Genomic DNA, 11,855 nt, shown 5'->3' with positions numbered 1-11,855 from the left:
ATGCTTCGTACACTGTCCATCCGCGACTTCGTCATAGTCGACACGATAGAACTGGAATTTTCCGCCGGCTTCACCGTCTTCACCGGCGAAACAGGGGCCGGCAAGTCCATCCTGATCGACGCGCTGACCCTGGCGCTGGGCGGGCGCGGCGACGCCAGCGTGGTGCGCGAGGGCGCGGCCAAGGCCGACATCACGGCCGACTTCGCGGTGACGGAACAGGCCGCCGCGTGGCTGGCCGCCAACGAGTTCGCGCTCGAGGAGGGCGGTGCGCTGCTGCGCCGCGTGATCGACAACGCGGGCCGCTCCAAGGCCTACATCAACGGCGTGGCCGCCACCGCCGCCCAGCTGCGCGAGCTGGGCGACATGCTGGTCGACATCCACGGCCAGCACGCGCACCAGTCGCTGCTGAAGGCGGACGCGCAGCGCGAGCTGCTCGACAACCAGGCCGCCAGCAAGGCCGCCGGGGCCGCGGCAGACCTGAAGCAAGTCGCGGCCGCGCACAAGGCCTGGCGCGCGCTGGCCCGCCAGCTCGAGGAATACGAGGCCAACGCGGCCAACCTGGCTTTCGAGCGCGAGCGCCTGGAGTGGCAGGTGAACGAGCTCGACAAGCTGGCCGCCAAGCCCGGCGAATGGCAGGACATCTCGAACGAGCACAGCCGCCTGTCGCACGCCGCCAGCCTGCTCGAAGGCGCGCAGGAGACGCTGTCCGCGCTGTCCGAGTCGGAAGACCATCCCATCGTGTCGCAGCTGTCCTCGCTGAGCCAGAAGCTGGGCAAGCTGGCCGCCATCGACAGCGAGCTGCAGCCGACCGTGGAACTGATCGAATCGGCCCGCATCCAGCTGCAGGAATCGGTGTACGCGCTGAACACCTATCTGGACCGGGTGGAACTCGATCCCGACCGGTTGCGCCAGGTCGACGCCCGCATGGAGGCGTTGCACTCGGCCTCGCGCAAATTCCGCGTCGCGCCGGACGACCTGCCGGAGGAGCACGCGCAGCTGTCGGCCAAGCTGCGCCAGCTGGCCGACGCCAGCGACCTCGACGGCTTGCGCAAGCAGGAGGACAAGCTCAAGGCCGCCTATATGGAGGTGGCGCGCAAGCTGTCCGCCACGCGCGCCGCCGCCGCCAGGGCGCTGGCCACGGCCGTCACGCAGGCGATGCAGGAACTGAACATGACGGGCGGCGCCTTCGACATCGCGCTCCACCCCTGCGAGCCGGGCGCGCGCGGCCTGGAGCAGGTCGAATTCCTGGTGGCCGGCCACGCCGGCGTGGCGCCGCGGCCGCTGGCCAAGGTGGCCTCGGGCGGCGAACTGGCGCGCATCGCGCTGGCGATCTCGGTGATCACCTCCAACGCCACCACCACGCCGACCCTGATCTTCGACGAGGTCGACAGCGGCATCGGCGGTGGCGTGGCCGAGGTGGTGGGGCGCTTGCTGAAACGGCTGGGCCAGGCCCGGCAAGTGCTGTGCGTGACGCACTTGCCGCAGGTGGCCAGCCAGGCCAGCCAGCATTTCCAGGTCGCCAAGGGCACGCTGGAGAACGGCAAGACCGCCTCCCGCATCGACGTGCTCGACAGCAAAGCCCGGGTCGAGGAAGTGGCCCGCATGCTGGGCGGGCTCGAGATCACCGCCACCACCCGCAAGCACGCCCGCGAACTGCTGGCTTCGTAGGGCACGCTCGAAATACCTGACAAATTGGCGCTTATTCGAGGCTGCCCCGTAGTGGCGGGTTGCGGCGTTGCACGCCTAAGCCGCCTTACCCGGGGCACGCTTGGCGGGCGCAGCCGCGTAAGCCGCAGCCCCGTATAATGGCGGGTCCCTCTCCCGTCATTGCGATCCATGGCCTTCCTCAAAGAACCCCCTCATACCCACGGCAGCACGGGCGGCAGCGCCGTGGTGCTGGTCAACCTCGGCACGCCGGATGCGCCCACGCGCCCGGCCGTGCGGCGCTACCTGAAGCAGTTCCTGTCCGACCGGCGCGTGGTGGAAATCCCGCGTGCGCTCTGGTGGTTCATCCTCAACCTGCTCATCCTGCCGTTCCGCTCGGGCCAGTCGGCCAGGAAATATGCGTCGATCTGGACCCGCGAAGGCTCGCCGCTGAAGGTGCACACCCAGCAGCAGGCCATGCTGCTGCACACCGCGCTGGGCGAACGCGGCCACGGCAACGTCACGGTCGCCATGGCGATGCGCTACGGCTCGCCCGCGGTGCCGGACGTGCTGGCCCGCCTGAAGGCCGACGGCTGCGAGCGCGTGCTGCTGCTGCCGGCCTATCCGCAATACTCGGGCACCACCACCGGCTCCATCTACGACGCCGTGTTCGACCACTACAAGAAAATCCGCAACGTGCCGGAACTGCGCTTCGTGCGCAATTACCACGACCATGAAGGCTATGTGGAGGCGCTGCGCGACGCCGTGCTGGCCCACTGGGACGCGCACGGCCGTCCCGACAAACTGGTGCTGAGCTTCCACGGCGTGCCCAAGCGCACCCTGCTGCTGGGCGACCCCTACCACTGCGAGTGCCTGAAAACGGCCCGCCTGCTGGCCGCCAAGCTGAAGCTGGCGCCGGAGCAGTACCTGGTGACCTTCCAGTCGCGCTTCGGCAAGGCCGAGTGGCTGCAGCCCTACACCGCGCCCACGGTGCAGCAGCTGGCGCGCGACGGCGTGGGCCGGGTCGACGTGCTGTGCCCCGGCTTCACCAGCGACTGCCTGGAAACGCTGGAGGAAATCGCGATGGAGGTGCGGCACGACTTCCTCGGCGCCGGCGGCAAGGAGTTCCACTACATCCCCTGCCTGAACGAAACCCCGGCCTGGATCGCCGCGCTGGCCGAAATCGCCGAACAGCACATGATAGGCTGGCCGACCATGATGGCCCAGCCACAGCGCGACGCGCTGAAGAAAGCGGGCGAAACCGCGCGCGCGGCCGCCCTCAAGCTCGGCGCGCAAAACTGACGCTGCTGCGTGGGACGGGTCAGCCGGTAGGCGTAAGCCGCCAAGCATTCGACGGCTCCGGCGGCTTACGCGCCATGGACTCGGCGTCCCCCGCCAAGCCGCCCCACGCCACAATCAGCACTTGGCGTCGGTGAGTGCCAGCCTGTTACAATACCCGGTCTTCGGGCAGTGTATCGTGCGCTGTCGAGGGTGCTTCCCCGGCGCAACGCCGCACGAATACCCCTTGAAAACATAGGTTATAGCCCCACTTGCTGCCCGTGCCGTACCAAGAAATGTCAAACAAATACGATTTGTAGGAGTCTTTCAGATGCAAGATCAGGAAAACCAAGCAGTGCCGAACCCAGAGGCGGAACAAGCGCCAGCGCAGCCGGCGGCAGCCGCCGAGGGCGCGACGCCTTCCCTGGAAGAGCAGCTGGCCAGCACCGAAGCGCGCCTGGCTGAGATGCACGACGCCTTCATGCGCGCCAAGGCGGACGGCGAGAACATCCGCCGCCGCGCCCAGGAAGACGTTGCAAAAGCGCACAAATTCGCGGTTGAAAGCTTCGCCGAAGCCATGGTGCCGGTGAAGGACAGCCTGGAAATGGCGCTGAAAGTGGAAGCCCCGACGCTGGACTCGCTGAAGGAGGGCGTTGAAATGACGCTCAAGCAGCTCAATTCGGCGTTCGAGAAGAACCGTCTGCTGGAAATCATGCCGGTGCAGGGCGAGAAGCTGGACCCGAACAAGCACCAGGCCGTGGCCGTGGTGCCTGCCGAGCAGGAAGCCAACACCGTCGTTTCCGTGTTGCAAAAAGGTTATATGATCGCCGACCGCCTGCTGCGTCCGGCCATCGTGACCGCGGCGCAGGCGAAGTGAGCTTCGCCGGCGCAGCCAGGCACTTGAAAATACTCAGCATTTCCCACATATAAGCAGCATCTGAAACTTAGAACACAAGGAAAATAAATCATGGGCAAAATTATCGGTATTGACCTGGGAACCACCAACTCCTGCGTTTCCGTCATGGAAAACGGTCAACCTAAGGTAATCGAGAACGCGGAAGGCGCGCGTACCACCCCTTCGATCATTGCTTACCAAGAAGACGGCGAGATCCTGGTTGGCGCGACCGCGAAACGCCAGGCGGTCACCAACCCGAAGAACACCCTGTACGCGGTGAAGCGCCTGATCGGCCGCAAGTTCGACGAAAAAGAAGTGCAGAAGGACATCGCCCTGATGCCTTACCAGATCACCAAAGCCGACAACGGCGATGCGTGGATCGGTGTGCGCGACAAGAAACTGGCTCCGCCGCAGATCTCGGCTGAAGTGCTGCGCAAGATGAAGAAGACGGCGGAAGACTACCTCGGTGAAGAAGTCACCGAAGCCGTGATCACCGTGCCTGCCTACTTCAACGACTCGCAGCGCCAGGCCACCAAGGACGCCGGCCGCATCGCCGGCCTGGACGTCAAGCGCATCATCAACGAACCGACCGCCGCCGCGCTGGCGTTCGGCCTGGACAAGACCGACAAGGGCGACCGCAAGATCGCCGTGTACGACTTGGGCGGCGGCACCTTCGACGTGTCCATCATCGAAATCGCGGACGTGGACGGCGAGAAGCAGTTCGAAGTGCTGTCGACCAACGGCGACACCTTCCTGGGCGGCGAAGACTTCGACCAGCGCGTGATCGACTACATCATCGACGAGTTCAAGAAGATCAACGGCCTGGACCTGAAAAAAGATCCGATCGCCCTGCAGCGCATCAAGGCTTCGGCCGAGCGCGCGAAGATCGAACTGTCGTCCTCGCAGCAGACTGAAATCAACGAGCCCTACATCGCCATGGCGAACGGCGCCCCGGTCCACCTGAACCTGAAGATGACCCGCGCCAAGCTGGAATCGCTGGTCGAGGAACTGATCAACGCGACCATGGAGCCATGCCGCACCGCGATCAAGGACGCCGGCGTCAAGGTCTCCGACATCGACGACATCATCCTGGTCGGCGGCATGACCCGCATGCCCAAGGTGCAGGAAAAGGTCAAGGAGTTCTTCGGCAAGGATCCGCGCAAGGACGTGAACCCGGACGAAGCGGTCGCTGTCGGCGCCGCCATCCAGGGCTCGGTCCTGTCGGGCGAGCGCAAGGACTTGCTGCTGCTGGACGTGACGCCATTGTCGCTGGGTATCGAAACCCTGGGCGGCGTGATGACCAAGATGATCCACAAGAACACCACGATCCCGACCAAGTTCTCGCAGGTGTTCTCGACCGCCGACGACAACCAGCCCGCCGTGACCATCAAGGTCTACCAGGGCGAGCGTGAAATCGCCGTGGGCAACAAGGGCCTGGGCGAATTCAACCTGGAAGGCATCCCGCCGGCATCGCGCGGCACGCCGCAGATCGAAGTGACCTTCGACATCGACGCCAACGGCATTCTGCACGTGGGCGCCAAGGACAAGGCCACCGGCAAGGAAAACAAGATCACCATCAAGGCGAACTCGGGCCTGACCGAGGACGAGATCCAGAAGATGGTCAAGGACGCCGAGCTGAACGCGGAAGAGGACAAGAAGGTCAAGGAACTGGCCGAGTCGCGCAACCAGGCCGACGCGCTGGTGCACTCGACCAAGAAGTCCCTGACCGAATACGGCGACAAGCTGGAAGCGGGCGAGAAAGAGAAGATCGAAGCGGCCATCAACGAGCTGGAAGGCTCGATCAAGGCCGGCGACAAGGCCGACATCGACGCCAAAGTGGCTGCGCTGTCGACCGCCTCGCAGAAGCTGGGCGAAAAGATGTATGCTGACATGCAGGCACAGCAGGCTGCGGCCGGCGGCGGCGCCGAAGGCGGCGCGCAGCAGGCCGGCGGCCAGCAAGAGACCAAGGCCCAGCAGGACGACGTGGTGGATGCCGACTTCAAGGAAGTCAAAGACAGCAAGTAATCTGGTCCCCCGGCTGCGGCCGCAAGACTGACGCCGAGCCGTGCATCCCTGAAAAGGGGCCGGCTCGGCTTTTTCGCATAATCAGCACAGGGATAAGTGGTGTCATTCCCTACAGTAAATACAGCAAGGTGCCTACGACATGGCAAAGCGTGATTTTTACGAGATACTCGGGGTCGCAAAGAATGCGTCCGAAGACGAGATCAAGAAGTCCTATCGCAAACTGGCGATGAAATACCATCCGGACCGCAATCCGGACAGCAAGGAATCGGAAGATAAGTTCAAGGAGGCCAAGGAGGCCTACGAGATGCTGACGAATCCGGAGAAACGCGAAGCGTATGACCGTTACGGCCATGCGGGCGTGGACCCGAACATGGGCGGCGGGGGCGGCGGCGGCGGTTTCGGCGCGGGCGGCTTCGGCGATGCCTTCGGCGACATCTTCGGCGACATCTTCGGCGGCGGCGGCCGCGGCCGCAGCGCCGGCCCGCAGGTCTATCGCGGCGCGGACTTGCGCTACAACCTGGAAATCACGCTGGAACAGGCGGCGCACGGATTCGACACCACCATCCGCGTACCGTCCTGGGACAAGTGCGACACCTGCCACGGTTCCGGCGCCAAGCCCGGCACGGCGCCGGTGACCTGCTCGACTTGCGGCGGCCACGGCCAGGTGCGCATGCAGCAGGGCTTCTTCAGCATCCAGCAGACCTGCCCGAAATGCCATGGCACCGGCAAGATCATCACCGATCCGTGCTCGCCTTGCGGCGGCGCGGGCCGCATCAAGCGCAACAAGACGCTGGAAGTGAAGATCCCGGTCGGCATCGACAACGGCATGCGCATCCGCTCGTCCGGCAACGGCGAACCGGGCACCAACGGCGGTCCGCCGGGCGACTTGTATGTGGAAATCCACATCAAGCAGCACGCGGTGTTCCAGCGCGAGGGCGACGACCTGCATTGCGAAATGCCGATCTCGTTCGCGCGCGCGGCGCTGGGCGGCGAAATCGAAGTGCCCACGCTGTCGGGCAAGGTGTCGTTCACCATTCCCGAGGGCACGCAGTCCGGCAAGACCTTCCGTTTGAAGGGCAAGGGCATCAAGGGCGTGCGCTCCGGCTATCCGGGCGACCTGTTCTGCCACGTGGCCGTGGAAACGCCGGTCAAGCTGACCGACAAGCAGAAGGAACTGCTGCGCGAGTTCGACCGCGCCACCAACGAAGGCGGTTCCAAGCACAGCCCGCAAAGCAAAACCTGGCGCGACAAGGTCAAGGATTTCTTCGAGTGACAGTGAAATAGGCGACATCTGCTTCGGCTGATGATGCGCCGCATCAAATCAGGTAACATGGCAGTATCCCGGACCGCCCCTTGCCACCCCGGCAGGAGGCGGTCTTCGCACGTATGAGAGGACATATGAGTGAGAACAACGTAAGCACGTCGCCGCTGGCGGACCTGCTGGTCAACAACCGCGCCTGGGCCGACAACATGGTCGCGCGCGATCCCGAATTCTTCAACCGCCTGGCGCAGCAAGCGTCGCCGGAATACTTGTGGATAGGCTGCTCCGACAGCCGCGTCCCGGCAAACGAACTGCTGGGCCTGGCTCCGGGCGACGTCTTCGTCCACCGCAACATCGCCAACGTGGTGGTGCACTCGGACCTGAACTGCCTGTCGGTGATGCAGTTCGCCATCGAGGTGCTGAAGGTGAAGCACGTGATCATCGTCGGCCACTACGGCTGCAAGGGCGTGCACGCCGCGATGACCGGCACCCGCGTCGGCCTGGCCGACAACTGGCTGCGCCACGTCTCGGACGTGGCCCAGAAGCACGAACGCTACCTGGGCGACGTGCTGCCTTCGCGTGAACGCGCCGAACGCCTGTGCGAGCTGAACGTGGTCGAGCAGGTGGTCAACGTCTGCCAGACCACCATCGTGCAGGACGCATGGGACCGGGGCCAGCAATTGACGGTGCACGGCTGGGTCTACGGCCTGAAGGACGGCAAGCTGAACGACCTGGAAATGACGGTAGGCGCCGGCCACGAACTGGCCAGCCGCCTCGAGAAACGCCTGGCGCATTACAAAGAACTGGCGTAGCAAAGGCAGGCGTCCCGCGCTCCCTCGGGGGCCAGCTTCGATTCCCCTCGCGGTCCGGTTCGATCCGGGGCGGCGCGGGACTCGAGCCTGGCCCTTTTTCCAACTGATCGTGCGCCGCGCGCCGCCCGAATCCGTACAATGGATCTCACCAGGGGCGGCAGCGGCTTGTTCGGCGCCGTGCCCGGCCCGGCTCCCGTTCCCGGTACTGCCGGACAGCCGGCAGCGGCCGTATCACCATCATCATCCCGTGCCGCTGCCGGCGCTGCCGCCGCCCCGGTAACAGGAGGTGACGACTATGGCTGACGAAGAGGGGAGGCGCTTGCCGGGCCAGCAGCCGCGCACGCTGGACGAATGCCGCCGCTGCGCGCTGTGGGAGCACGCCACGCAAGCGGTGCCGGGCGAAGGCGCGAAGCAGGCGCGCATCATGCTGGTTGGCGAGCAGCCGGGCGACCAGGAAGATCTGGCCGGCCACCCCTTCGTCGGTCCCGCCGGCGCACTGCTCGACCGCGCGCTGGCGCAGGCTGGCGTCGACCGCAAGACGGTCTACGTCACCAATGCCGTCAAGCACTTCAAATGGGAGCCGCGCGGAAAACGCCGCATGCACAAGACGCCCGCGCAAAAGGAAATTTTAGCTTGCCACTACTGGCTCGAAGCCGAGTTGGGGCAGTCGCGCCGCAAGTTGTCGTGGCGCTCGGCGGCACCGCCTTGAAGGCCGTGCTCGAAGACAGCCATGCCACGCTGAAGGACTTCATGGCCGAGCCGGTGCAGCACGCCGGCCGCTGGGTGCTTGCCACCTACCACCCTGCGTTCGTGCTGCGGGTCCCTGGCTCCGACGAAAAAGCCCGCGCCCTCGCCGCCCTGGTGGCGGCTTTGCGCGCAGCAAACAGGCTGGCGGGCGCTTAGCGGAAACCGTATATCAATAGCCGATAAGCTTCGTTTTCTTCATGAGGCGGGAGGCATAGACTGCTTGCATATTCAATGCAAGGACCTGTGCCATGTCTGCCGTTTTCAGTCCCTCATCCGCCGCCGCTTTCGACATCAAGGTCTTCGACGCCCCGCTGGGCGCGGAAGTGACGGCGCTCGATTTGTCGCAGCCGCTCAGCAACGGCGACTTCCAGCGCCTGCATCGCGCGCATCTCGACCACCACGTGCTGGTGTTCCGCGACCAGCGCATCACGCCGCGCCAGCAAGTGGAATTCAGCCGCCGTTTCGGCTCGCTGCAGATCCACGTGCTGCGCAATTTCCAGCTCGCCGAACAGCCGGAAGTGCTGGTCATCTCCAACATCATCGAGAACGGCCAGCCCACCGGCCTCGGCGACGCGGGCCACTTCTGGCACTCGGACCTGTCGTACAAGGAGATCCCCAGCCTGGGCTCCATGCTGCATGCGCAAGAGCTGCCGGAGGAGGGCGGCGACACGCTGTTCGCCAATATGCACCTGGCCTACGACACGCTGCCGGTGGCCTTGCGCCGCACGGTGCAGGGCCTGCGCGCGGAGCACAGCTACCTCGCGCAATACGAGGCGCTGCGCCGCCGCAACCCCTACCGCCCGCCGCTGACGCAGGCGCAGATCGAGGAGGTCAGGCCGGTGCTGCAGCCGGTGGTGCGCGTGCATCCCGAGACCGGCCGCCGCGCGCTCTTCGTCAGCGAGCATTTCACCACCCGCATCGCCGGCTTGCCGGAAGACGAGAGCCGCGCGCTGCTCGACGAATTGTTCGCGCACAGCGTGAAGCCGGAACACATCTACCGCCACCGGTGGCGCCCGCACGACATGGTGTTCTGGGATAACCGCTCGCTGATGCACCTGGCGGCCGGCTGTCCCGCGCACATGCGCCGCAAGCTGTACCGCACCACCATCGAGGGCGACGTCCCGTTCTGAATACCTTATCTGGAGCACGCATGAGCAAAATGAAGTCCGCCGCCGCAGCCGTCATCGCCATCACGCTGGGCATGAGCGCGGCCACGCAGGCGCAGGCCGAAGGCCGCATCCGCATCGCCGAGCAATACGGCGTCACCTACCTGCTGCTGAACATCGCGCAGGACCAGAAACTGATCGAAAAGCACGGCAAGAAACAGGGCCTGGACATCACGGTGGAGCGCACCCAGTTGTCCGGCGGCCCCGCCATCAATGACGCGCTTCTGTCGGGCAGCATCGATATCGCCAGCGCGGGCGTCGGTCCGTTGCTGACGATCTGGGACCGCACCAGCGGCAAGCAGAACGTCAAGGGCGTGGCCTCGCTGGGCAACTTCCCCTACTACCTGGTCAGCAACAATCCCAAAGTGAAGAGCATCGCCGACTTCACCGACAAGGACCGCATCGGCTTGCCGGCCGCCGGCGTCTCCGTGCAATCTCGCATCCTGCAAATGGCGGTGGCCAAGCAGTACGGCGACAAGGAATTCGCGCGGCTCGACAAGCTCACGCAGACGCTGCCGCATCCCGACGCGGCGGCCGCCGTGATCGCCGGCGGCACCGAGATCAACGCGCACTTCGGCAATTCGCCCTACCAGGAGCAGGAACTGGCGCAGAACCCGAATGCGCGCATCGTGCTCAATTCCTACGACGTGCTGGGCGGGCCGAGTTCCTCGACCGTGCTGTACGCCACGGAGAAGTACCGCAACGAGAATCCGAAGACCTACCGCGCCTTCACCGCCGCGCTGGCGGAGGCGGCGCAGTATGCCACGGACCATCCGGAAGGCGCGGCGGACGCGTATCTGCGCGTGAGCAAGAGCAAGGTCGATCGCGCGCTGCTGCTGAAGATCATCAGGAACCCGCAGGTGCAGTTCAAGGTGGCGCCGCAGAACACCTACGGACTGGCGCAGTTCCTGCACCGCGTCGGCGTGCTGAAGAACCAGCCGGCAAGCTGGCGCGACTACTTCTTCGATGACCCGGCCATCGGCCAGGGCGGGTAGGAATATCATGAGTCATATCGATATCCCCAGCCGCGCCGCGATCGCGCGGGCCGCGCCGCAATGGCACGCCGTGCCGCCGCAGTTGTCCGATGCCTCCGATCCGGCGGCGCATTGGCATACGCAGCCAGGCGCCGCGCCGCAAACGGCGGCGCAGCCGCTGCTGCGCGCGGAGGGCGTCAGCCTCGAATACCGCAGCCGCGCGCAGTCCGTGCGCGCCACGCACGATGTCAGCTTCGACGTCTATCGCGGGGACCGCTTCGTGCTGCTGGGGCCGTCTGGCTGCGGCAAGTCGTCCCTGCTCAAGGCGGCGGGCGGTTTCCTCGCGCCCAGCGCGGGCCGCATCAGCGTCAACGGCCGGGCGGTGACGGGACCGGGGCCGGACCGCATCGCCGTGTTCCAGGAATTCGACCAGCTGCCGCCGTGGAAGACTGTGAAGCAGAACGTCATGTTCCCGCTGCTCGCTTCCAAAAAGTTGAAGCGCGGCGAGGCCGAGGAGCGCGCGTTGCACTGGATCGCCAAGGTGGGCCTGGCGGGTTTCGCTGACGCCTTTCCGCACACGCTGTCCGGCGGCATGAAGCAGCGCGTGGCGATAGCGCGCGCCCTCGCCATGCAGCCCGAAGTGCTGCTGATGGACGAGCCCTTCGCCGCCCTCGACGCTCTCACGCGCCGCAAGATGCAGGAAGAGCTGGGGCGCCTGTGGGAAGAGGCGCGCTTCACGCTGCTGTTCGTCACGCATTCGATCGAGGAGGCGCTGGTGGTAGGGAGCCGCATCCTGCTGCTGTCGCCGCATCCCGGCCGCGTGCGCGCGGAATTGAACAGCCACCAGTTCGGGCTGCACAGCACCGGCAGCCCCGAGTTCCAGGGCGCCGCCAACCGTATCCACCGCTTGCTGTTCGACGAGGACGCAACCGCACCGCCGCCGGACAGCAATGCCGCAGTAGCCGCGGCACCCGCAGCCGCAACCGCTGTACCTACAGCCGCAGCCGCAGCCGCTGTACCCACAGCCGCAGCCGCAGCCGATACACGCATCGC

General features: G+C 65.6%; 8 protein-coding genes and 2 pseudogenes. All 10 read left to right on the top strand.

The features are described from left to right. Entirely contained in the window at positions 1-1,668 is a 1,668-nt protein-coding gene (gene recN / locus ACSQ8Y_RS21575) for a DNA repair protein RecN (RefSeq protein WP_436268470.1), read from the top strand. Positions 1,669-1,836: 168 nt separating this feature from the next. Beyond that, positions 1,837-2,946: a ferrochelatase gene (gene hemH / locus ACSQ8Y_RS21570; protein WP_436268469.1), complete on the top strand. Its 1,110-nt coding sequence runs from the start codon at positions 1,837-1,839 to the stop codon at positions 2,944-2,946. Positions 2,947-3,253: 307 nt separating this feature from the next. Continuing rightward, on the top strand, positions 3,254-3,799 hold the full coding sequence (gene grpE, locus ACSQ8Y_RS21565; protein ID WP_436268468.1) for a nucleotide exchange factor GrpE: 546 nt from the start codon (positions 3,254-3,256) through the stop codon (positions 3,797-3,799). Positions 3,800-3,889: 90 nt separating this feature from the next. After that, on the top strand, positions 3,890-5,842 hold the full coding sequence (gene dnaK / locus ACSQ8Y_RS21560) for a molecular chaperone DnaK (RefSeq protein ID WP_436268467.1): 1,953 nt from the start codon (positions 3,890-3,892) through the stop codon (positions 5,840-5,842). 139 nt (positions 5,843-5,981) lie between these two features. Then, the gene (dnaJ, locus tag ACSQ8Y_RS21555) at positions 5,982-7,115 is read left to right on the top strand and encodes a molecular chaperone DnaJ (RefSeq protein ID WP_436268466.1); all 1,134 of its coding nucleotides are present in this window, start codon (positions 5,982-5,984) and stop codon (positions 7,113-7,115) included. Positions 7,116-7,240: 125 nt separating this feature from the next. Continuing rightward, positions 7,241-7,915 carry a carbonate dehydratase gene (can, locus tag ACSQ8Y_RS21550; protein WP_436268465.1) on the top strand — a complete coding sequence of 225 codons (675 nt, stop codon included), beginning with the start codon at positions 7,241-7,243 and terminating at the stop codon, positions 7,913-7,915. 295 nt (positions 7,916-8,210) lie between these two features. Then, a pseudogene (locus ACSQ8Y_RS21545) lies at positions 8,211-8,818 on the top strand (UdgX family uracil-DNA binding protein). A gap of 92 nt (positions 8,819-8,910) precedes the next feature. Further along, positions 8,911-9,792, top strand: coding sequence for a TauD/TfdA dioxygenase family protein (locus ACSQ8Y_RS21540; protein WP_436268464.1), 882 nt, complete (start codon positions 8,911-8,913; stop codon positions 9,790-9,792). A gap of 29 nt (positions 9,793-9,821) precedes the next feature. Next, complete coding sequence (locus tag ACSQ8Y_RS21535; protein WP_436269886.1) at positions 9,822-10,823, top strand: ABC transporter substrate-binding protein; 1,002 nt, start codon at positions 9,822-9,824, stop codon at positions 10,821-10,823. Positions 10,824-10,830: 7 nt separating this feature from the next. Continuing rightward, positions 10,831-11,772, top strand: a pseudogene (locus ACSQ8Y_RS21530) (ABC transporter ATP-binding protein); the annotation flags it as partial. Between the last annotated feature and the right edge of the window lie 83 nt (positions 11,773-11,855).

This window comes from Pseudoduganella sp. LjRoot289 (genome assembly GCF_964252925.1).
In the GTDB taxonomy this organism is placed as follows: Bacteria; Pseudomonadota; Gammaproteobacteria; order Burkholderiales; family Burkholderiaceae_D; genus Rugamonas.
The sequence above is the reverse complement of the archived record's forward strand: the minus strand, read 5'-3'. Positions and strand labels throughout refer to the sequence as shown.

Excerpts from the sequence above, each read along its gene's own strand:
- ACSQ8Y_RS21540 (WP_436268464.1), top strand. The coding sequence starts at position 8,911 with ATGTCTGCCGTTTTCAGTCCCTCATCCGCCGCCGCTTTCGACATCAAG.
- recN (WP_436268470.1), top strand. The coding sequence starts at position 1 with ATGCTTCGTACACTGTCCATCCGCGACTTCGTCATAGTCGACACGATA.
- grpE (WP_436268468.1), top strand. The coding sequence starts at position 3,254 with ATGCAAGATCAGGAAAACCAAGCAGTGCCGAACCCAGAGGCGGAACAA.
- hemH (WP_436268469.1), top strand. The coding sequence starts at position 1,837 with ATGGCCTTCCTCAAAGAACCCCCTCATACCCACGGCAGCACGGGCGGC.
- dnaJ (WP_436268466.1), top strand. The coding sequence starts at position 5,982 with ATGGCAAAGCGTGATTTTTACGAGATACTCGGGGTCGCAAAGAATGCG.
- dnaK (WP_436268467.1), top strand. The coding sequence starts at position 3,890 with ATGGGCAAAATTATCGGTATTGACCTGGGAACCACCAACTCCTGCGTT.
- ACSQ8Y_RS21535 (WP_436269886.1), top strand. The coding sequence starts at position 9,822 with ATGAAGTCCGCCGCCGCAGCCGTCATCGCCATCACGCTGGGCATGAGC.
- can (WP_436268465.1), top strand. The coding sequence starts at position 7,241 with ATGAGTGAGAACAACGTAAGCACGTCGCCGCTGGCGGACCTGCTGGTC.